At 71.3% G+C, this 21,414-nt stretch carries 17 protein-coding genes; 16 read left to right on the top strand and 1 reads right to left on the bottom strand.

From position 1 onward, the window contains the following. Positions 1-58 precede the first annotated feature (58 nt). From rsmH to BLW85_RS12280, 16 genes are all read left to right on the top strand, one after another. Positions 59-1,015: a 16S rRNA (cytosine(1402)-N(4))-methyltransferase RsmH gene (gene rsmH, locus BLW85_RS12355; protein WP_071828673.1), complete on the top strand. Its 957-nt coding sequence runs from the start codon at positions 59-61 to the stop codon at positions 1,013-1,015. A 42-nt stretch (positions 1,016-1,057) separates the two neighbouring features. After that, positions 1,058-1,612 (top strand): cell division protein FtsL, encoded by a 555-nt coding sequence (gene ftsL, locus BLW85_RS12350; protein ID WP_074992065.1) that lies wholly within the window; start codon positions 1,058-1,060, stop codon positions 1,610-1,612. A 5-nt stretch (positions 1,613-1,617) separates the two neighbouring features. After that, entirely contained in the window at positions 1,618-3,570 is a 1,953-nt protein-coding gene (locus BLW85_RS12345; protein WP_279628592.1) for a peptidoglycan D,D-transpeptidase FtsI family protein, read from the top strand. Between the two features lie 162 nt (positions 3,571-3,732). Beyond that, positions 3,733-5,253 carry a UDP-N-acetylmuramoyl-L-alanyl-D-glutamate--2,6-diaminopimelate ligase gene (locus tag BLW85_RS12340; protein WP_070028590.1) on the top strand — a complete coding sequence of 507 codons (1,521 nt, stop codon included), beginning with the start codon at positions 3,733-3,735 and terminating at the stop codon, positions 5,251-5,253. 4 nt (positions 5,254-5,257) lie between these two features. Continuing rightward, positions 5,258-6,664, top strand: a complete 1,407-nt coding sequence (locus BLW85_RS12335; RefSeq protein WP_074992063.1) for a UDP-N-acetylmuramoyl-tripeptide--D-alanyl-D-alanine ligase — start codon at positions 5,258-5,260, stop codon at positions 6,662-6,664. Then, entirely contained in the window at positions 6,661-7,734 is a 1,074-nt protein-coding gene (gene mraY / locus BLW85_RS12330; RefSeq protein WP_074992062.1) for a phospho-N-acetylmuramoyl-pentapeptide-transferase, read from the top strand. Before BLW85_RS12335 ends, mraY begins: the two co-directional genes overlap by 4 nt. Beyond that, positions 7,716-9,152: a UDP-N-acetylmuramoyl-L-alanine--D-glutamate ligase gene (gene murD / locus BLW85_RS12325; protein WP_070028587.1), complete on the top strand. Its 1,437-nt coding sequence runs from the start codon at positions 7,716-7,718 to the stop codon at positions 9,150-9,152. The genes mraY and murD overlap by 19 nt, the downstream gene beginning before the upstream one ends. A gap of 69 nt (positions 9,153-9,221) precedes the next feature. Continuing rightward, entirely contained in the window at positions 9,222-10,583 is a 1,362-nt protein-coding gene (ftsW, locus tag BLW85_RS12320; RefSeq protein ID WP_074992061.1) for a putative lipid II flippase FtsW, read from the top strand. A 6-nt stretch (positions 10,584-10,589) separates the two neighbouring features. After that, entirely contained in the window at positions 10,590-11,678 is a 1,089-nt protein-coding gene (gene murG, locus BLW85_RS12315; protein ID WP_070028585.1) for an undecaprenyldiphospho-muramoylpentapeptide beta-N-acetylglucosaminyltransferase, read from the top strand. 26 nt (positions 11,679-11,704) lie between these two features. Next, the gene (locus BLW85_RS12310; protein WP_070028712.1) at positions 11,705-12,499 is read left to right on the top strand and encodes a cell division protein FtsQ/DivIB; all 795 of its coding nucleotides are present in this window, start codon (positions 11,705-11,707) and stop codon (positions 12,497-12,499) included. A gap of 279 nt (positions 12,500-12,778) precedes the next feature. Next, positions 12,779-13,987, top strand: a complete 1,209-nt coding sequence (gene ftsZ / locus BLW85_RS12305) for a cell division protein FtsZ (RefSeq protein WP_070028584.1) — start codon at positions 12,779-12,781, stop codon at positions 13,985-13,987. After that, positions 13,984-14,715 (top strand): peptidoglycan editing factor PgeF, encoded by a 732-nt coding sequence (gene pgeF / locus BLW85_RS12300; RefSeq protein ID WP_071828675.1) that lies wholly within the window; start codon positions 13,984-13,986, stop codon positions 14,713-14,715. The genes ftsZ and pgeF overlap by 4 nt, the downstream gene beginning before the upstream one ends. Positions 14,716-14,721: 6 nt before the next feature. Next, complete coding sequence (locus tag BLW85_RS12295) at positions 14,722-15,441, top strand: YggS family pyridoxal phosphate-dependent enzyme (protein WP_070028582.1); 720 nt, start codon at positions 14,722-14,724, stop codon at positions 15,439-15,441. Positions 15,442-15,568: 127 nt separating this feature from the next. After that, positions 15,569-16,210, top strand: coding sequence for a cell division protein SepF (locus tag BLW85_RS12290; protein ID WP_070028581.1), 642 nt, complete (start codon positions 15,569-15,571; stop codon positions 16,208-16,210). A gap of 59 nt (positions 16,211-16,269) precedes the next feature. Further along, entirely contained in the window at positions 16,270-16,560 is a 291-nt protein-coding gene (locus BLW85_RS12285; protein ID WP_070028580.1) for a YggT family protein, read from the top strand. 54 nt (positions 16,561-16,614) lie between these two features. Beyond that, a complete protein-coding gene (locus tag BLW85_RS12280; RefSeq protein ID WP_167381401.1) occupies positions 16,615-17,754 on the top strand; it encodes a DivIVA domain-containing protein in 1,140 nt (379 codons plus the stop codon). Between the two features lie 179 nt (positions 17,755-17,933). On the opposite strand, the gene ileS is transcribed toward BLW85_RS12280, so the two are convergent. Continuing rightward, the gene (gene ileS / locus BLW85_RS12275) at positions 17,934-21,077 is read right to left on the bottom strand and encodes an isoleucine--tRNA ligase (protein WP_074992060.1); all 3,144 of its coding nucleotides are present in this window, start codon (positions 21,075-21,077) and stop codon (positions 17,934-17,936) included. Between the last annotated feature and the right edge of the window lie 337 nt (positions 21,078-21,414).

Raw genomic sequence — 21,414 nt, 5'->3', positions numbered from 1 at the left:
TCACGAGCCGGCGGGGGCCCGCGGTGCGCACGGCGCCTCGCCGGAATGAGAGGCCCCCTTGAGCGAGAGTCGACACGTCCCGGTGATGCTCCAGCGGTGCCTGGACCTGCTGGCACCCGCCCTGGAGCACCCGGGAGCGGTGGTCGTCGACTGCACCCTGGGCCTCGGCGGCCACAGCGAGGCGCTGCTGGCCCGGTTCCCCGAGGCCCGGCTGATCGGCCTCGACCGGGACAAGGAGGCGCTGCGCCTGTCCGGCGAGCGCCTCGCGCCCTTCGGCGAGCGGGCCACCCTGGTGCACGCGGTCTACGACGAGCTGCCCGACGTCCTCGGCCGCCTCGGCGTCCCGCGCGTCCAGGGCGTGCTGTTCGACCTCGGCGTCTCCTCCATGCAGCTGGACGAGGCCGGCCGCGGCTTCGCCTACGCCCAGGACGCGCCGCTCGACATGCGCATGGACCAGACGACCGGCATCAGCGCCGCCGAGGTCCTCAACACCTACCCGGCCGGCGAACTGGTGCGCATCCTGCGCGCCTACGGCGAGGAGAAGCAGGCCAAGCGGATCGTCTCGGCGATCGTGCGCGAGCGCGAGAAGGAGCCGTTCGGCAACAGCGCCCGGCTCGTGGAGCTGATCCGCGACGCGCTGCCGCAGGCCGCCAAGCGCACCGGCGGCAATCCGGCCAAGCGCACCTTCCAGGCGCTGCGCATCGAGGTCAACGGCGAGCTGTCCGTCCTGGAGCGGGCGATCCCGGCCGCCGTGAAGGCCCTCGCGGTCGGCGGGCGGATCGCCGTGCTGTCGTACCACTCGCTGGAGGACCGGCTGGTCAAGCAGGTCTTCGCGGCCGGGGCGGCGAACACCGCGCCGCCCGGGCTGCCGGTGGTGCCCGAGCGCTACCAGCCCCGGCTCAAGCTGCTCACCCGTGGTGCCGAACTTCCCACCGAGGAAGAGATCGCCGAGAACCGCCGGGCCGCCCCCGCGAGGCTGCGGGGCGCCGAGCGCATCAGGGAGGACGCCGAGTGAGCCAGACGGGTGGGTTGGTTTCCCGGACTCACTGGGGGAGCGGTGCCTAGGAAACCCGAACTGAGGGGGAGGGCCGCCCGGCTCGCCCGGCTCTTCCCGGCCGGCCGGGCCCGTGCGGCCCGCACCCCGTTCGTGCTCCTCGTCGTGCTGCTCCTCGGCGGCGGCCTCATCGGGCTGCTGGTGCTGAACTCCGCGCTGAGCGAGGGCTCCTTCAAACTGGCCGACCTCCAGAAGCGGACCAAGAACCTCACCGACGAGGAACAGGCCCTGCAACGGGACATCGACGCCTACTCGTCCCCCGACGCCCTCCAGCGCCGGGCCCGCGAACTCGGCATGGTGCCCGGCGGCGACCCGGCCTTCCTCGCCCCCGACGGCACGGTCAAGGGCGTCCCCGGCGTCGCCGCCCCCGAGTCGGCCGCCCTCACCGGCCCGCCCGCGCCCGAGTCCCTCGTCCTGACCCCGCCGGCCGGCCTGCCCGCCACCCCGGACCGGCCGCAGGACCCGGCCCGCTCCCAGGACCCCGCCCCCCAGGACGGTGCCGCCCCGAGCCTCACCACCCCCCAGTCCGCTCCCACCCCGACGACCCCCGGCAGGTGACGGAAGTGTCCGACAGGGAACCGCCGCGGCGCCGCGTGCCCGCGCCCGCGAAGCCGCCGCGGCCGCGCGGCGCCGCGCAGCGGCAGCCCGGGCCCGGCGCCCGACCGGTCCGGCGGCCCGGCGCGGGCCGGGTGCCCGCCCAGCGCCCGCTCCGGCTCGGCAGCCCCCGGCCCCGGCTGCGCCTGGTCGGCCTCGCCCTCGGCCTGGTGCTGCTCACCTTCGTGGTGCGGCTGCTCCAGGTGCAGGCCGTGCAGGCCGGCACGTACACCGCCAAGGCCGAGCAGAACCGGTATGTCGTCCACACGCTGACCGCCGAGCGCGGCGGCATCACCGACCGCAACGGCGTCTCCCTCGCCGTCAGCGAGGACGCCTACGACATCACGGCCGACCCGACGATGTTCGGCCCCGGCCAGCTGAAGATCACCGACGGTCCCGAGCGCGCCGCGGCCCTGCTCGCGCCGATCCTCGGCCAGGACCAGGCCGCCCTGGTGAAGAAGCTGCGGCCCGCCGACAAGAACTCCCGCTACGCCCGCCTCGCCACCCGGCAGACCCCCCAGGTCTGGAAGCAGATCAAGGACCTGAAGTCGGCGCTCGCCAAGAAGACGGGCACCGTCAACGTGCTGGCCGGCGTCTTCGCGGACCCCAGCAGCCAGCGCGTGTACCCCAACGGCGACCTGGCCGCCGGGATACTGGGCTGGGTCAACGCCGCCGGCCAGGGCGGCGGCGGCATCGAGCAGATGCTGGACAAGCAGCTCGCCGGGAAGAACGGCAAGATCCGCTACGCCCAGTCCGGCGGCCGCGAGGTGCCCACCGCGGGCTCCGCCGAGACGCCCGCCGTGCCGGGCTCCGACGTCGAGCTGACCATCGACCGCGACATCCAGTGGGCGGCCCAGAACGCGATCACCGAGCAGGTGAAGAAGTCCAAGGCCGACCGCGGCTACGTCGTCGTCCAGGACACCCGCACCGGGCAGATCCTGGCCCTGGCCAACTCGCCCGGCTTCGACCCCAACGACCTGTCCGAGGCCGACCCCGACGCCCTCGGCAACGCGGCTCTCCAGGACGCCTACGAACCCGGCTCCACCGCCAAGGTGATGTCCATGGCGGCCGTCCTCCAGGAGAACGCGGCGACCCCGCTCACCCATGTCGTCGTGCCCAACCGGCTGCACCGCGGCGACCGGCTCTTCCAGGACGACATCGACCACCGCACCTGGAACCTCACGCTCAACGGCGTGCTCGCCAAGTCCAGCAACATCGGCACCATCCTCGCCACCGGCCAGCTCGGCAAGACCCAGCCGGAGGCCAACAAGGTGCTCTACTCGTACCTGCGCAAGTTCGGCATCGGCAGCTACACCGGGCTGCACTTCCCCGGGGAGACCCCGGGCATCCTCGCGCCGCCGCAGAAGTGGTCCACCTCGCAGCAGTACACGATCCCTTTCGGCCAGGGCTTCTCCATCAACGCCCTCCAGGCCGCCTCCGTGTACTCGACCATCGCCAACGACGGCGTACGGATCGAGCCGACCCTGGTCCGCGGCACCAAGGGGGCCGACGGACGGTTCACGCCCGCGCCGAAGCCCAAGGAGACAAGGGTCGTCAGCGCGAAGACCGCCAGGTCGGTCGCCGAGATGCTGGAGTCCGTGGTGGACGACGAACAGGGCACCGGCATCTCGGCCCGCATCCCCGGCTACAACGTGGCCGGCAAGACCGGCACCGCCAACCGCGTGGATCCGGCCACCGGCAGGTACCGCGGCTACACCTCGTCGTTCGCCGGGTTCGCCCCCGCGGACAAGCCCCGCATCACGGTCTACTGCGCCATCCAGAACGCCACCTCGGGAGGCTACTTCGGCGGCCAGATCTGCGGACCGATCTACAAGAAGGTCATGGAGTTCGCCCTGAAGACGCTCCAGGTCCCGCCCACCGGGGCGCCGCCCGCCAACCTGCCCGTCGACTACAAGCCCTGATCGGCACCGAACACCAGGAACCAGCCAGTGACAACGATCACCCCCGGACCCGGGAACCAGAACGGCCCCGAGCCCTCGCTTCGCTCCGAAGGTGGTGCGCCCGGTACGCTCACCGCCGTGCCACACGCTGATCAGTCCCAAACCACCCAGAAGGGCGCTTCCGTGACCTATCCGGGACCGCCGCGACCGGTCCACGTCTCCGCCGCACCCCTCGCGGAGCTGGCCGATCAGCTGGGTGCCGCGGCCCCGGACGCCGCCGCCGAGATCACCGGGATCACCCACGACTCGCGCGCCGTCCGGCCCGGCGACCTGTACGCCGCCCTCCCGGGCGCCCGCCTGCACGGCGCCGACTTCGTCACCCAGGCCGCCGGCCTCGGCGCGGCCGCCGTGCTCACCGACCCGACCGGCGCCGAGCGCGCCGCCGCGACCGGACTGCCGGTCCTGGTGGTGCCCGACCCGCGGGCCCGGATGGGCGAACTGGCGGCCACCATCTACGGCCACCCCGGCCGCGGACTGCTCCAGATCGGCATCACCGGCACCTCCGGCAAGACCACCACCGCGTACCTGGTCGAGGGCGGCCTGCGGACCGCGAAGTCCACCGGGCTCATCGGTACCGTCGAGATGCGCATCGGCGACGAGCGCATCAAGTCCGAGCGCACCACCCCCGAAGCCACCGACCTCCAGGCCCTGTTCGCCGTCATGCGCGAACGCGGCGTCGAGGCCGTCGCGATGGAGGTCTCCAGCCACGCCCTGGTCCTCGGCCGGGTCGACGGCTGCGTCTTCGACATCGCGGTCTTCACCAACCTCAGCCCGGAACACATGGAGTTCCACTCCGACATGGAGGACTACTTCCGGGCCAAGGCGCAGCTGTTCACGCCGAAACGCAGCAAACTCGGCGTCGTCAACGTGGACGACGAGTGGGGCCGCCGGCTCGCCGCCGAGGCCACCGTCCCCGTCATCACCTACTCCGCCGAGGGCCACCCGGACGCCGACTGGCGCGCCGAGCACGTCGAGGTCGGCCCGCTGGACTCGGCGTTCACCGTCCTCGGACCGCGCGGCGAACGGGTGCGGGCCAAGTCGCCGCTGGCCGGTCCCTTCAACGTGGCGAACACCCTCGCCGCCATCGTCGCCCTGGCCGCGGCCGGACTGGACCCGCAGACCGCCGCCGACGGCATCGCCGCCGTCCCGGGCGTCCCCGGCCGCCTGGAGCGCGTGGACGCCGGGCAGCCCTACCTCGCGGTCGTGGACTACGCCCACAAGACCGACGCCGTCGAGTCGGTGCTCAAGGCGCTGCGCAAGGTCACCAAGGGCCGGCTGCACATCGTCCTGGGCTGCGGCGGCGACCGCGACCAGACCAAGCGCGCCCCGATGGGCGCCGCCGCGGCCCGGCTCGCCGACACGGCCGTACTCACCTCCGACAACCCCCGCTCCGAGGACCCGCTCGCGATCCTCGCGACCATGCTCCAGGGCGCGGCCTCCGTGCCCGCGCACGAGCGCGGCGAAGTGCTCCTCTTCGAGGAGCGGGCCGCCGCCATCGCCGCCGCCGTGGGCCGCGCCCAGGCCGGCGACACCGTGCTGGTCGCGGGCAAGGGCCACGAGCAGGGCCAGGACATCGCCGGCGTGGTCCGTCCCTTCGACGACCGCCAGGTGCTTCGCGAAGCTATCCAGAAGACTCAGGGATGAACTTGTGATCGCCCTCTCCCTCGCCGAGATCGCAGCTGTCGTCGGCGGGCAGACGCACGACATACCGGATCCGTCCGTGCGGGTCACCGGACCGGTCGTCCGGGACTCCCGGGAGGTGGTGCCCGGCAGCCTGTTCGCCGCCTTCGTCGGCGAGCGCGTGGACGGCCACGACTTCGCACCGCAGGTCGTCGAGGCGGGCGCGGTCGCCGTACTGGCGTCGCGTCCGGTCGGTGTGCCCGCGATCGTGGTCGAGGACGTGCAGAGCGCCCTCGGCGCCCTCGCCCGGCACGTCGTGGCCCGGCTCGGCGCCACCCTCGTCGCCCTGACCGGCTCGGCGGGCAAGACCAGCACCAAGGACCTCATCGCCCAGGTGCTGAGCACCAAGGCGCCGACGGTGTTCACGCCGGGCTCGTTCAACAACGAGATCGGGCTGCCGCTGACCGCCCTGACCGCGACCGAGGAAACCCGTTTCCTGGTCCTGGAGATGGGCGCCCGCGGCATCGGCCACATCCGCTACCTCACCGGCCTCACCCCGCCGAGGATCGGCGTCGTCCTCAACGTCGGCAGCGCGCACATCGGCGAGTTCGGCGGGCGCGAGCAGATCGCGCAGGCCAAGGGCGAGATCATCGAGGGGCTGCCGGAGGACGGCGCCGCGATCCTCAACGCCGACGACCCGCTGGTGCGGGCCATGGCACCGCGTACCAAGGCGAAGGTGGTCCTTTTCGGAGAGTCGGCCGAAGCGGACGTACGCGCCGAGAATGTACGACTCACGGACACCGGACAGCCTTCCTTCAGGCTTCACACACCCTCCGGTGCAGCTGATGTGACGATGCGCCTGTACGGTGAGCATCACGTGTCGAACGCGCTCGCCGCGGCCGCCGTCGCCCATGAGCTGGGCATGTCCGCGGAAGAGATCGCCACCGCGCTCTCCGGGGCGGGCTCCCTCTCCCGCTGGCGCATGGAGGTCACCGAGCGCCCGGACGGCGTGACCATCGTCAACGACGCCTACAACGCCAACCCCGAGTCCATGCGGGCCGCCCTTCGGGCGCTCGTGGCCATGGGCAAGGGACGGCGCACGTGGGCCGTGCTCGGCAAGATGGCCGAGCTGGGGGACGAGGCGCTCGCCGAGCACGACGCCGTCGGACGGCTCGCCGTCCGGCTCAACGTCAGCAAGCTCGTCGCCGTCGGGGGGATTGAGGCCTCCTGGCTGCAACTGGGCGCATATAACGAGGGTTCGTGGGGTGAGGAGTCGGTGCACGTGTCCGACGCACAGGCGGCGATCGACCTGTTGCGCAGCGAGTTGCGCCCGGGGGACGTCGTCCTCGTGAAGGCGTCACGGTCGGTGGGGCTCGAAGGCGTCGCCGCGGCGCTGCTGGAGACCGGTGCCGAGGGTGAGGTTGCCGCCCGATGATGAACCAGATCCTGTTCTCGGGAGTCATTGGCCTCTTCCTCACCCTGGTCGGCACCCCGTTGCTGATCAAGCTGCTGGCCCGCAAGGGCTACGGCCAGTACATCCGTGACGACGGCCCGCGCGAGCACGCCAGCAAGCGCGGTACGCCGACCATGGGTGGTATCGCCTTCATCCTGGCGACGGTCGCCGCCTACTTCCTGTCCAAGGTGATCACCGGCAAGCCGCCGACGTTCTCCGGTCTGCTGGTGCTCGGCCTGATGGTCGGCATGGGCCTGGTCGGCTTCCTGGACGACTACATCAAGATCGTCAAGCGGCGTTCGCTGGGCCTGCGGGCCAAGGCGAAGATGGCGGGCCAGCTGATCGTCGGCATCGCCTTCGCCGTGCTGGCGCTGATGTTCCCCGACGCCCGCGGCAACACGCCGGCCTCCACCAAGCTGTCGTTCATCACGGACTTCGGCTGGTCCATCGGCCCGGTGCTGTTCGTGGTCTGGGCGCTGTTCATGATCCTCGCGATGTCGAACGGCGTGAACCTCACCGACGGTCTGGACGGCCTCGCCACCGGCGCCTCGGTCCTCGTCTTCGGCGCCTACACCTTCATCGGCGTCTGGCAGTACCAGGAGTCCTGCGCCAACGCGCAGACCCTGACCAACCCGGCCGCCTGTTACGAGGTGCGCGATCCGCTCGACCTCGCCGTGGTCGCGTCCGCGCTGATGGGCGCCTGCCTCGGCTTCCTGTGGTGGAACACCTCGCCGGCGAAGATCTTCATGGGCGACACCGGCTCGCTCGCCCTCGGCGGTGTCCTCACCGGTCTGGCCATCCTCTCCCGCACGGAGCTGCTGGTGGCCATCATGGGCGGCCTGTTCGTCCTCATCACCATGTCGGTCGTCATCCAGGTCGGCTCCTTCCGGCTCACCGGCAAGCGCGTCTTCCGGATGGCACCACTCCAGCACCACTTCGAACTCAAGGGCTGGTCCGAGGTCCTGGTCGTGGTCCGCTTCTGGATCATCCAAGGCATCTGCGTGATCGTCGGACTCGGCCTCTTCTACGCGGGATGGGCAGCGGAAAAGTGACCACCGGCTCGGCGCCCTTCGACTTCCAGGGCAAGCACGTCACCGTCGCGGGACTCGGCGTCTCCGGCGTCCCGGCGGCGAAAGCACTGCACGCGCGCGGCGCGCTCGTCACCGTCGTCAACGACGGCGACGACGACCGCGCCCGCGAGCAGGCCGCCGGCCTGGAGGCGCTCGGCATCACCGTGCGCCTGGGCGACGGGGCGACCCTCCCGGAGGGCACCGAGCTGATCGTCACCGCCCCCGGCTGGAAGCCGGACAAGCCGCTGTTCCTGGCGGCGGCCGAGGCGGGCGTCCCGGTCTGGGGCGACGTGGAGCTGGCCTGGCGGCTGCGGGGGCCCGACGCGGCCCCCTGGCTGGCCGTCACCGGCACCAACGGCAAGACCACCACCGTGCAGATGCTCGCCGCCATCCTGAAGGCGGCGGGCCTGCGCACGGCGGCCGTCGGCAACATCGGCGTCTCGCTGCTGGACGCCGTCCTCGGCGAGGAGGAGTACGACGTCCTCGCCGTGGAGCTGTCCAGCTACCAGCTGCACTGGGCGCCCTCGCTGCGCGCCCACTCCGCCGCCGTCCTCAACCTCGCGCCCGACCACCTCGACTGGCACGGCTCCATGGAGGCCTACGCCGCCGACAAGGGCCGCATCTACGAGGGCAACAAGGTCGCCTGCGTCTACAACGTGGCCGACAAGGCCACCGAGGACCTGGTGCGCGAGGCCGACGTCGAAGAGGGCTGCCGGGCCGTCGGGTTCACCCTGGGCACCCCGGGCCCCTCCCAACTCGGCGTCGTGGAAGGCATCCTGGTCGACCGCGCCTTCGTCGAGAACCGGCAGAAGAACGCGCAGGAGCTGGCCGAGGTCTCCGACGTCCGCCCGCCGGCCCCGCACAACATCGCCAACGCCCTCGCGGCGGCGGCCCTCGCGCGCGCCTTCGGGGTGCCCGCCACGGCCGTACGGGACGGACTGCGCTCCTTCCGGCCGGACGCCCACCGCATCGAGCACGTCGCCGACATCGACGGCGTGGCCTACGTGGACGACTCCAAGGCCACCAACACCCATGCCGCGGCGGCCTCGTTGGCGGCCTACGACTCCATCGTGTGGATCGCGGGCGGACTGGCCAAGGGCGCGACCTTCGACGAGCTGGTCGCCACCGCGGCCGGGCGGCTGCGCGCGGTCGTGCTGATCGGTGCCGACCGGGCCCTGATCCGCGAGGCCCTCGCGCGACACGCGCCGGAAGTACCCGTCGTCGACCTCGACCGGACCGACACTGGGGCGATGCTCCAGGCGGTGACGGAGGCCCGGCGGCTCGCGGTCGCCGGCGACACGGTGCTCCTCGCTCCGGCCTGCGCCTCCATGGACATGTTCACCAACTACAACCAGCGCGGTGACGCGTTCGCGGCCGCGGTCCGCGAACTCCGCGCCTGACCCCGGCCCGCCCGCCGGGCGGATCCTGGGAGGGACGCGTGGGGCGGCCGACGTTCAGTGGAGGCGCCGATGCCCAGTAGCCGTACCGGAAAGCCCCCCGTGCAGCGGGCGTCCCGGCGCCCCGCCGTATCCCGGTCCGTGCGCGAGAACCCCGTACAGCGGGCCGTCACACGCGCGCGGCGGGCCTGGGACCGGCCGCTGACCGCCTACTACCTGATCGCCGGCGGCAGCACGCTGATCACGGTGCTGGGCCTGGTGATGGTCTACTCGGCCTCCCAGGTCACCGCGCTCCAGATGGCGCTGCCGGGCTCCTACTTCTTCCGCAAGCAGCTGCTGGCCGCCGTGATCGGCGGGGTGCTGCTGCTGGCGGCCTCCCGGATGCCGGTGAAACTGCACCGGGCGCTGGCCTATCCGATCCTCGCCGCCGCCGTCTTCCTGATGGCTCTGGTGCAGGTGCCCGGGATCGGCATGTCGGTCAACGGCAACCAGAACTGGATCTCCCTGGGCGGCTCCTTCCAGATCCAGCCCAGCGAGTTCGGCAAGCTCGCCCTGGTGCTGTGGGGTGCGGACCTGATCGCCCGCAAGCAGGAGCGGAGGCTGCTGACCCAGTGGAAGCACATGCTGGTGCCGCTGGTGCCGGCCGCCTTCCTGCTGCTCGGACTGATCATGCTCGGCGGCGACATGGGAACCGCGATCATTCTCACAGCGATCCTGTTCGGCCTGCTGTGGCTCGCGGGCGCCCCGACCCGGCTGTTCGCGGGCGTGCTCTCGGTCGCGGCCGTGATCGGGGTGATCCTCATCGAGACCAGCCCCAACCGGATGGCCCGCCTCGCCTGCATCGGCGCCACCGAGCCCCGCGCCCAGGGCGCCGACTGCTGGCAGGCCGTGCACGGCATCTACGCGCTCGCCTCCGGCGGACTCTTCGGCTCCGGGCTCGGCGCGAGTGTGGAAAAATGGGGTCAACTCCCGGAAGCGCACACCGACTTCATCTTCGCGGTCACCGGTGAGGAACTGGGTCTGGCGGGGACGCTGTCGGTGCTCGCCCTGTTCGCGGCTCTAGGCTATGCGGGTATCCGCGTGGCCGGACGCACGAAGGACCCCTTCGTGAGGTACGCCGCGGGAGGCGTGACCACCTGGATCATCGCTCAGGCGGTGATCAACATCGGGGCGGTGCTCGGCCTGCTGCCGATCGCCGGCGTCCCGCTCCCGCTGTTCTCCTACGGAGGGTCCGCCCTGCTGCCGACCATGTTCGCCGTCGGGCTGCTGATCGCCTTCGCGCGTGACGAGCCCGCCGCGCGGACGGCACTTGCGAGGCGGCAACCTCGCTTTGGTAGAAAGCGGGCGGGAGGCTCCGGTGCGGAGCGGGGGCCTCGGAGATGGAACACGATGCGACGGCGTGCCTCGGCGGCGCGTTCGTCCGGAGAGCGGTGAATTTCGGTGCATGTCGTACTCGCCGGTGGAGGGACCGCCGGCCACATCGAGCCCGCGCTCGCCCTCGCGGACGCCCTGCGCAGGCAGGACCCGACCGTGGGGATCACGGCCCTGGGCACGGAGCGCGGCCTGGAGACCCGGCTCGTACCGGAGCGCGGCTACGAGCTGGCGCTGATCCCGGCGGTGCCGCTGCCGCGCAAGCCCACTCCCGAGCTGATCACCGTCCCGGGCCGGCTGCGCGGCACCATCAAGGCCGCCGAGCAGATCCTGGAGCGCACCAAGGCGGACGCCGTGGTCGGCTTCGGCGGCTACGTCGCCCTGCCCGGCTACCTGGCCGCCAAGCGGCTCGGCGTGCCGATCGTGATCCACGAGGCCAACGCGCGCCCGGGCCTGGCCAACAAGATCGGCTCCCGGTACGCGGCCCAGGTCGCCGTCTCCACGCCGGACAGCAAGCTGCGGGGCGCCCGGTACATCGGCATCCCGCTGCGCCGCTCCATCGCCACGCTGGACCGCGCCGCCGTCCGCCCCGAGGCCCGGCACCGCTTCGGCCTCGACCCCAACCTGCCCACGCTGCTGGTGTCCGGCGGCTCGCAGGGCGCCCGCCGGCTCAACGAGGTGACGCAGGCGGTCGCCCCGTGGCTCCAGCAGGCCGGCATCCAGATCCTGCACGCGGTCGGCCCGAAGAACGAACTGCCGCGTGTGCAGCAGATGCCGGGGATGCCCCCCTATATCCCGGTAAGTTACCTGGACCGGATGGACCTCGCGTACGCCGCGGCCGACATGATGCTCTGCCGCGCGGGCGCGATGACCGTCGCCGAACTCTCCGCCGTCGGGCTCCCGGCCGCCTACGTCCCGCTGCCCATCGGCAACGGCGAACAGCGGCTGAACGCCCAGCCGGTGGTCAAGGCGGGCGGCGGACTCCTCGTGGACGACGCGGAACTGACGCCGGAGTGGGTGCAGCAGAACGTGCTGCCCGTGCTCGCCGATCCGCACCGCCTCTACGAGATGTCCCGCTCCGCGAGCGAGTTCGGCCGCCGGGACGCCGACGACCTGCTCGTCGGCATGGTGTACGAGGCCATCGCCTCGCGCCGTTAGGACCGTATGACGAAAGGGCAGTGAGCGTGGCCGGACCGACGACCCGTCAGCGCGGGGAACGCCAGCAGGAGTCGTCCGGCCCGCCGCTCGCCCGCGGACTCGGACGACCACGCCTTCGTACGATCGTCATCCTGGCCGTGGCCGTGGTGCTCGTGGGAGCCGGTTCCGTATGGGTGTTGTACGGCTCCTCCTGGCTGCGGGTCACCCGGGTTCCGGTCTCCGGCACCCGGGTGCTGACCCCCGCCGAGGTGCGCGCGGCCGCGGCCGTTCCGGTCGGGGCGCCGATGGTCTCGGTGGACACCGGCGGCATCGAGGCCCGGCTGCGCCGGGAACTGCCCCGGATCGACACCGTCGAGGTGACGCGTTCCTGGCCGCACGGCATCGAGTTGAAGGTGGCCGAGCGCACTCCGGTCCTGCTGATCCGCAAGGGCCGGGGCTTCGTCGAAGTCGACCGCGAGGGCGTCCGGTTCGCCACGGTCTCCCAGCCGCCCAAGGGCGTTCCGCTGCTGCGGATCTCCGCGTCCGCAACCGGTCCGGCCGCGGCGAGCCTGCGCCGCTTCGGCCCCGACCGGCTGACGCGGGAGGCGGTCCGGATCGCCGGCGACCTGCCGCGCCCCGTGGGAAGTCTCACCCGGACCGTCCTGGTCCGTTCCTACGACGACGTCGAACTGGAGTTGGCGGACGGCCGCACCGTCGCCTGGGGCAGCGCCGAGAACGGCCGCGCCAAGGCACGGAGCCTCACCGCGCTCATGAAAGCAGCTTCCGGCGCACGGCACTTCGACGTCAGCGTCCCCACCGCCCCGGCGTCATCGGGGAGTTGACGCGCATCAGTGCAGGCCAGCACCCTGGTTGGGCACCGCTATGCCTGATCACATAGGGTGAAAAGAAAAACGGGAGGTTCGGCGTGTTCGTTGAACGGGCGCCACTTGTCGACTTAGTGTCCTGTTCAGAAGACTCCAGGGAACAGACACACTGGTAACCCTAAACTTCAGGCTTAGGGTTCGGGTCGGCGCTACGGACCGTCCCATTCGGCATCTGTCGTCCCGGCGCGGGGCACCGCCCGGCGGCGACGACGTAATTCGAGGCGAGAGGCCTTCGACGTGGCAGCACCGCAGAACTACCTCGCAGTCATCAAGGTCATCGGTGTCGGCGGCGGTGGTGTCAATGCCATCAACCGGATGATCGAGGTCGGTCTCAAGGGTGTCGAGTTCATCGCCATCAACACCGACGCACAGGCGCTGTTGATGAGCGACGCCGACGTCAAGCTGGACGTCGGCCGGGAACTCACCCGCGGACTCGGCGCCGGCGCCAACCCGGCCGTCGGCCGCAAGGCCGCCGAGGACCACCGCGAGGAGATCGAGGAGGTCCTCAAGGGGGCCGACATGGTCTTCGTGACGGCCGGTGAAGGCGGCGGCACCGGCACCGGCGGCGCGCCCGTCGTGGCCAACATCGCGCGCTCCCTGGGCGCCCTCACCATCGGCGTGGTCACGCGCCCGTTCACCTTCGAGGGACGGCGCCGCGCGAACCAGGCCGAGGACGGCATCGCGGAACTGCGCGAAGAGGTCGACACCCTCATCGTCATCCCGAACGACCGGCTGCTGTCCATCTCGGACCGCCAGGTCTCGGTCCTGGACGCCTTCAAGTCCGCGGACCAGGTCCTGCTCTCCGGTGTCCAGGGCATCACCGACCTCATCACCACCCCGGGCCTGATCAACCTGGACTTCGCCGATGTGAAGTCGGTCATGTCCGAGGCCGGTTCGGCCCTCATGGGCATCGGCTCGGCCCGCGGCGACGACCGCGCGGTGGCCGCGGCCGAGATGGCGATCTCCTCGCCGCTCCTGGAGGCGTCCATCGACGGCGCCCGGGGCGTGCTGCTGTCCATCTCCGGCGGCTCCGACCTCGGTCTGTTCGAGATCAACGAGGCCGCCCAGCTGGTCAGCGAGGCCGCCCACCCCGAGGCCAACATCATCTTCGGCGCCGTCATCGACGACGCCCTCGGCGACGAGGTCCGGGTCACCGTGATCGCGGCCGGCTTCGACGGCGGCCAGCCGCCGGCCCGCCGGGACAACGCCCTTGGCCAGACCTCCGGTTCGGCCCCCGCCCGCCGCGAGGAGCCGGCCCCGGCACGGCAGCCGGAGAGCCGTCCGTCCTTCGGCTCCCTCGGCAGCGTCAAGCCCAAGGAGGAGCCGGAGCCGGCCCCCGAGCCGGTCGCCGACATCCCGGTCGCCCCGCCGGTGCCGCCGGTGCCGCGTCCCGCCTACTCGGACAGCGCGGCCGAGGAACTGGACGTCCCGGACTTCCTGAAGTGATAGGACAGCGCGAGAGCGTGAGCGGCGCGCACTTCGCCTTCACCGACCGGTGGGGCGGGGTGAGCGCCGCTCCGTATGAGGAGCTGAACCTCGGCGGCGCGGTCGGCGACACGCCCGAGGCCGTACGGGCCAACCGCGAACTCGCCGCCAAGACGCTCGCTCTGGACCCCGCCCGCGTGGTGTGGATGAACCAGGTGCACGGCGCCGAGGTGGCCGTGGTGGACGAGCCCTGGGGGAGCGGGAACCCGGTGCCGGAGGTCGACGCACTCGTCACCGCCCGGCGCGGGCTCGCCCTCGCCGTCCTCACCGCCGACTGCGTGCCGGTGCTCCTCGCCGACCCCGTCGCCGGGGTCGCCGCCGCGGCGCACGCGGGCCGGCCCGGCATGGTCAAGGGGGTCGTCCCCGCCGCCGTACGGGCCATGGTCGAACTCGGCGCCGCACCCGAGCGGATCGTCGCCCGCACCGGACCGGCCGTCTGCGGCCGGTGCTACGAGGTGCCGGAGCAGATGCGCGCCGAGGTGGCGGCCGTGGAGCCGACGGCGCACGCCGAGACCAGCTGGGGCACTCCGGCGGTCGACGTGAGCGCCGGGGTGCACGCGCAGCTCGACCGGCTCGGGGTGTGCGACCGGGCGCATTCGCCGGTGTGCACGCTGGAGTCGGGCGACCACTTCTCATACCGCCGCGACCGCACCACCGGGCGGCTCGCGGGCTATGTCTGGCTGGACTGATGGGGAATGACGGACCGTAAGACCGAACTCGCCGGGAACCTGGCGACAGTGGAGGAGCGCATCGCCCGCGCCTGCGCGGCGGCGGGGCGCGCCCGCGACGAGGTGACCCTGATCGTGGTCACCAAGACCTACCCGGCGAGCGATGTGCGGATCCTGTCGGAGCTCGGTGTGCGCCACGTCGCCGAGAACCGCGACCAGGACGCCGCGCCGAAGGCCGCGGAGTGCGCGGATCTGCCGCTGGAATGGCACTTTGTCGGTCAGTTGCAGACCAACAAGGTGCGTTCCGTGGTCGGTTACGCCGATGTCGTGCAGTCGATCGACCGCGACCGGCTGGTCACCGCACTCTCCAAGGAGGCGGTGCGCGCCGGGCGCGAGGTGGGCTGCCTGGTCCAGGTGGCGCTCGACGCCGGCGCGAGCGGGCGGGGTGAGCGCGGGGGCGTCGCCCCCGAGGGAATCGAAGAGTTGGCCGAACTCGTCGCCCGATCGCCGGGACTGCGGCTCGACGGACTGATGACCGTCGCCCCGCTCACCGGGGAGTACGCGGGGCGCGAACAGGCGGCGTTCGAGCGCCTCATGGATTTGTCGACCGACCTGCGCCGAGCCCATCCGGCTGCAACCATGGTGTCGGCAGGGATGAGTGCGGACCTTGAACAGGCCGTGGCGGCCGGGGCGACACATGTGCGCGTCGGCACTGCGGTACTCGGTGTCCGTCCCCGGCTCGGGTAACGTCGCCAGGAAGTCGGACCACAGCAGAAAATATGGTCAGTGTTCGCGAAACGGACACAACGACCGCGTGGATCGCGGGCACTTGGCAGTCGTCAGCCGATCCACCACAGAGCGGAGGACTCAGAGCATGGCCGGCGCGATGCGCAAGATGGCGGTCTACCTCGGCCTCGTGGAGGACGATGGGTACGACGGCCGCGGATTCGACCCCGATGACGATTTCGAGCCCGAGTTGGACCCGGAGCCCGAGCGGGACCACCGGCGACACGAGGTGTCACATCAGTCGCACGGGGTACATCAACCCCAAAGGGATGAATCGGTGCGAGTGGTGCAGCCTCCGGCGCCGCGCGAGCCGGTCTCCCAATCGGCTTCGCTACCCGCGGAATCGGGGCGCCCGGCGCGTATCGCGCCCGTGGCGTCCATCACACAAGAACGTCAGTCCCTGGAGAAGAACGCGCCGGTGATCATGCCCAAGGTCGTGTCGGAACGAGAGCCTTACCGGATCACCACATTGCACCCACGGACCTACAACGAGGCCCGTACCATCGGGGAACACTTCCGTGAGGGCACTCCGGTGATCATGAATCTGACCGAGATGGACGACACAGACGCGAAGCGACTTGTCGACTTTGCGGCCGGATTGGTGTTTGGTCTTCACGGCAGTATCGAGCGGGTGACGCAGAAGGTGTTCCTGTTGTCTCCTGCTAACGTCGATGTCACGGCGGAGGACAAGGCCCGCATCGCAGAGGGCGGGTTCTTCAACCAGAGCTGAGACGCAGACCGGACCGAAGCACGGAAGAGCACGGAACAGGGGAGAGGGAACCGCAGGCCATGAGCGTGTTCGCGCAGGTGATCTACATCGCGCTGATGGTGTTTCTCGTCATCCTCATCTTCCGGCTGGTCATGGACTACGTCTTCCAGTTCGCCCGCTCATGGCAACCCGGCAAGGCGATGGTGGTCGTACTGGAGGCCACCTACACTGTCACCGATCCACCGCTGAAGCTTCTGCGGCGGTTCATTCCGCCGCTGCGTCTCGGGGGCGTGGCGCTCGACCTGTCCTTCTTCGTACTGATGATCATCGTCTACATTCTCATCGCCATCGTGCAGAACTTCGTGAGATGAGCGTGTGGACGACCCGGTCTTGCCGACTGCCGATGACTACGTTGAGGTGAAGAGATGCCGTTGACCCCCGAGGACGTGCGGAACAAGCAGTTCACGACCGTCCGCCTCCGAGAAGGCTATGACGAGGACGAGGTCGATGCCTTCCTCGACGAGGTCGAAGCCGAACTGACCCGTCTGCTCCGGGAGAACGAGGACCTCCGCGCGAAGCTGGCCGCCGCCACGCGTGCCGCCGCGCAGAACCAGCAGAACGCTCGCAAGCCTCCGGAGCAGCAGGAACAGCAGCAGCAACAACAGCAGCAGGGCATGCGAGGTCCCGGCGCGCCGGTGCCCGCCGGGATATCGGGCCCGCCGCAGCAGCAGATGGGCGGCCCCATGGGAGGCCCGCCCCAGCTGCCCAGCGGTGCTCCGCAGCTGCCCGCCGGCCCCGGCGGTCAGGGTGGTCCGCAGGGCCCCGGCCCGATGGGCCAGGGTCCGATGGGACAGGGCCCGATGGGCGGTCAGCCGCCCATGCAGCAGCAGATGGGCGGCCCCATGGGCGGTCCGATGGGCGGCCCCATGGGTGGTCCCATGGGCGGTCCCGGTCAGGGTCCCGGTGGCGACAGCGCCGCGCGTGTCCTCTCGCTGGCCCAGCAGACCGCCGACCAGGCGATCGCCGAGGCCCGCTCCGAGGCCAACAAGATCGTCGGCGAGGCCCGCAGCCGCGCCGAGGGTCTGGAGCGTGACGCCCGCGCCAAGGCCGACGCGCTGGAGCGGGACGCGCAGGAGAAGCACCGTGTCGCGATGGGCTCCCTGGAGTCCGCCCGCGCCACGCTGGAGCGCAAGGTCGAGGACCTGCGCGGCTTCGAACGCGAGTACCGCACGCGCCTGAAGTCGTACCTGGAGTCGCAGCTGCGTCAGCTGGAGACCCAGGCCGACGACTCGCTGGCCCCGCCGCGCACCCCGGCCGCCGCGTCCCTGCCGCCGTCCCCGGCGCCTTCCATGGCACCGGCCGGCGCGAGCGCCCCGTCCTACGGCGGCAACCAGACGATGGGCGGCTCGCCCGCGCAGTCGTCCGGCCCGTCCTACGGCGGTCAGCAGCAGATGACGCCCGCCATGACCCAGCCGATGGCTCCGGTCCGCCCGCAGGGTCCGTCCCCGATGGGCCAGGCCCCCTCGCCGATGCGCGGTTTCCTGATCGACGAGGACGACAACTGAGCGCCGACGACGGTGAGTAGTACGCCATAGGCGTCGGCAGCGCGTAGGAAGCGGCCCCGGACATCCGTCCGGGGCCGCTTCCTTTCGGTTGTTCGCCCGCGAGTTCGCGCTCGGCCCCCGTGCGGAAGGGCCCGGCCTCCGAACCGGAGGCCGGGCCCTTCCGCACGGGCCGTGGGCGCTTACGCCTTCCGCAGCCGGAACGTCAGGCTCAGGCCCTCGTCGGTGAAGGTCTCGCCATAGCCGTCGTCGCCCTCACCCTGCCCGAAGTCGGTCGCCAGGACCTCCTCGGCGATGAGTTCGGCATGCTCGCCGAGCGCCGCGATCACCGCCGGGTCCGTGGACGTCCAGCGCAGGGCGATCCGGTCGGCCACGTCCAGGCCGCTGTTCTTGCGCGCCTCCTGGATCAGCCGGATCGCGTCCCGGGCGAGCCCGGCCTGCCGCAGCTCCTCGGTGATCTCCAGGTCCAGCGCCACCGTCGCACCGGAGTCGGACGCCACCGACCAGCCCTCGCGCGGGGTCTCGGTGATGATCACCTCGTCCGGCGCCAGCTTGATCGTCTCGCCGTCCACCTCCACCGACGCGGTGCCCTGGCGCAGCGCCAGCGACAGCGCGGCGGCGTCCGCGGCGGCGATGGCCTTGGCGACCTCCTGCACCCGCTTGCCGAACCGCTTGCCCAGCGCGCGGAAGTTGGCCTTCGCGGTGGTGTCCACCAGGGAGCCGCCCACCTCGGACAGCGACGCCAGCGAGGAGACGTTCAGCTCCTCGGTGATCTGCGCGTGCAGTTCGGGGTGGAGGGTGTCGAAACCGCTCGCGGCGATCAGCGCGCGGGACAGCGGCTGACGCGTCTTGACGCCCGACTCCGCGCGCGTGGCCCGGCCCAGCTCCACCAGCCGGCGCACCAGGACCATCTGCTTCGACAGCTCCGGGTCGATGGCGCCGAGGTCCGCCTCGGGCCAGGACGCGAGGTGCACCGACTCCGGCGCGCCCGGGGTGACCGGCACGATCAGGTCCTGCCACACCCGCTCGGTGATGAACGGGGTGAGCGGCGCCATCAGCTTGGTGACCGTCTCCAGCACCTCGTGCAGCGTGCGCAGCGCGGCCTTGTCGCCCTGCCAGAAGCGGCGGCGCGAGCGGCGGACGTACCAGTTGGACAGGTCGTCCACGAACGCGGACAGCAGCTTGCCGGCGCGCTGGGTGTCGTACCCCTCCAGGGCCTGCGTCACCTGGTCGGTGAGCGCGTGCAGTTCGGACAGCAGCCAGCGGTCGATCAGCGGGCGCTCGGCCGGGGCCGGGTCGGCCGCGCTCGGCGCCCAGTTCGACGTACGCGCGTACAGCGCCTGGAAGGCGACCGTGTTCCAGTACGTCAGCAGGGTCTTGCGGACGACCTCCTGGATGGTGCCGTGGCCGACCCGGCGGGCCGCCCACGGGGAGCCGCCGGCCGCCATGAACCAGCGCACCGCGTCCGCGCCGTGCTGGTCCATCAGCGGGATCGGCTGGAGGATGTTGCCCAGGTGCTTGGACATCTTGCGGCCGTCCTCGGCGAGGATGTGGCCGAGGCACACGACGTTCTCGTACGACGACTTGTCGAACACCAGGGTGCCGACCGCCATCAGCGTGTAGAACCAGCCGCGGGTCTGGTCGATCGCCTCGGAGATGAACTGCGCCGGGTAACGGCTCTCGAACAGCTCCTTGTTCTTGTACGGGTAGCCCCACTGCGCGAACGGCATCGAGCCCGAGTCGTACCAGGCGTCGATGACCTCCGGCACGCGCGTGGCCGTCTTGCCGCAGCCCTCCTGCGGGCAGGCGAAGGTGATCGCGTCGATGTACGGGCGGTGCGGGTCGAGCTCCGACTGGTCGGTGCCGGACAGCTCGGACAGCTCCGCGCGGGAGCCGACGCAGGTGAGGTGGTCGTCCTCGCAGCGCCAGATGGGCAGCGGGGTGCCCCAGTAGCGGTTGCGGGACAGCGCCCAGTCGATGTTGTTGTTCAGCCAGTCGCCGAACCGGCCGTGCTTGACCGTGTCGGGGAACCAGTTGGTCTTCTCGTTCTCCTGGATGAGACGGTCCTTGACGGCCGTCGTACGGATGTACCAGGAGGGCTGCGCGTAGTAGAGCAGCGCGGTGTGGCAGCGCCAGCAGTGCGGGTAGCTGTGCTCGTAGGGCAGGTGCCGGAAGAGCAGGCCGCGCTGCTTGAGGTCCTCGGTGAGCTTCTCGTCCGCCTTCTTGAAGAAGACGCCGCCGACCAGCGGCACGTCCTCCTCGAAGGTGCCGTCGGGGCGCACCGGGTTGACCACGGGCAGACCGTAGGAGCGGCAGACCTTGAGGTCGTCCTCACCGAAGGCGGGGGACTGGTGGACCAGACCCGTACCGTCCTCGGTGGTCACGTACTCGGCGTTCACCACGTAGTGCGCCGGCTCGGGGAACTCGACCAGCTCGAAGGGGCGCTGGTAGGTCCAGCGCTCCATCTCGGCACCGGTGAAGGTCTGCCCGGTGGGCTCCCAGCCCTCGCCGAGCGCCTTGCCGAGCAGCGGCTCGGCGACGACGACCTTCTCCTCGCCGTCGGTGGCGACGACGTAGGTGACCTCGGGGTGCGCGGCGACCGCCGTGTTGGAGACCAGGGTCCAGGGGGTCGTCGTCCACACCAGGAGCGCGGCCTCGCCGGCGAGCGGTCCGGAGGTGAGCGGGAAGCGGACGTAGACCGAGGGGTCCACGACCGTCTCGTAGCCCTGCGCCAGCTCGTGGTCGGACAGGCCGGTGCCGCAGCGCGGGCACCAGGGGGCGACGCGGTGGTCCTGGACCAGCAGGCCCTTGCCGAAGATCTCCTTCAGCGACCACCAGACCGACTCCACGTACTCCGGGTCCATGGTCCGGTAGGCGTCGTCCAGGTCGACCCAGTAGCCCATGCGGGTCGTCAGCTCGGCGAAGGCGTCGGTGTGCCGGGTCACGGACTCGCGGCACTTGGCGTTGAACTCGGCGATGCCGTACGCCTCGATGTCCTGCTTGCCGGAGAAGCCCAGCTCCTTCTCGACGGCCAGCTCCACGGGCAGGCCGTGGCAGTCCCAGCCGGCCTTGCGGGCCACGTGGTAGCCGCGCATGGTGCGGAAACGGGGGAAGACGTCCTTGAAGACGCGCGCCTCGATGTGGTGGGCGCCGGGCATGCCGTTGGCGGTGGGCGGGCCCTCGTAGAACACCCACTCCGGGCGGCCCTCGGACTGCTCCAGGGTCTTGGCGAAGATCTTCTGCTCGCGCCAGAAGTCGAGCACGGCGTGCTCAAGCGCGGGCAGGTCGACCTGTGCGGGCACCTGGCGGTACGTCGGCGCTGTCATCTGCGAGCATCCTCCAACGGACTTGCTGCCTTCCGTCGGAGGGACGAGAGCTTCGATCCTTCACGCCGTGTGCGGCGCGCTCCCGCGGTACCACCCTCCTTGGCCCGCCGCCGCGCCCTGTGCGCCGGTGAGCCCCCTCATTGGGTTCGCGAAACCGGTTCTACTGACCCGGCCCCTCGGGCCGCGGCGTTCTTCCGGTGGCTCCGGGGTGATCTTCACGTCGCGCTCGCCCCCGGGCTTCCACCGTCCCCGGGTCGCTCTGGGCTGCGTACGCCGCTACTCGTCCCCATCCACGCTTCTCGCTCCGCCCAGTGTACGGCGCCGCACGGACAGCGGC

The organism is Streptomyces misionensis (assembly GCF_900104815.1).
GTDB lineage: Bacteria > Actinomycetota > Actinomycetes > Streptomycetales > Streptomycetaceae > Streptomyces > Streptomyces misionensis.
Note: the sequence above shows the minus strand (reverse complement) of the source record. Positions and strands in the feature narration are given on the sequence as shown.

What these genes read in the sequence shown, in the direction of transcription:
- BLW85_RS12280 (WP_167381401.1), top strand. Translation starts at nt 16,615, where the DNA reads ATGCCGTTGACCCCCGAGGACGTGCGGAACAAGCAGTTCACGACCGTC.
- BLW85_RS12285 (WP_070028580.1), top strand. Translation starts at nt 16,270, where the DNA reads ATGAGCGTGTTCGCGCAGGTGATCTACATCGCGCTGATGGTGTTTCTC.
- BLW85_RS12290 (WP_070028581.1), top strand. Translation starts at nt 15,569, where the DNA reads ATGGCCGGCGCGATGCGCAAGATGGCGGTCTACCTCGGCCTCGTGGAG.
- mraY (WP_074992062.1), top strand. Translation starts at nt 6,661, where the DNA reads ATGATGAACCAGATCCTGTTCTCGGGAGTCATTGGCCTCTTCCTCACC.
- BLW85_RS12295 (WP_070028582.1), top strand. Translation starts at nt 14,722, where the DNA reads ATGACGGACCGTAAGACCGAACTCGCCGGGAACCTGGCGACAGTGGAG.
- ftsW (WP_074992061.1), top strand. Translation starts at nt 9,222, where the DNA reads ATGCCCAGTAGCCGTACCGGAAAGCCCCCCGTGCAGCGGGCGTCCCGG.
- ileS (WP_074992060.1), bottom strand. Translation starts at nt 21,077, where the DNA reads ATGACAGCGCCGACGTACCGCCAGGTGCCCGCACAGGTCGACCTGCCC.
- murD (WP_070028587.1), top strand. Translation starts at nt 7,716, where the DNA reads ATGGGCAGCGGAAAAGTGACCACCGGCTCGGCGCCCTTCGACTTCCAG.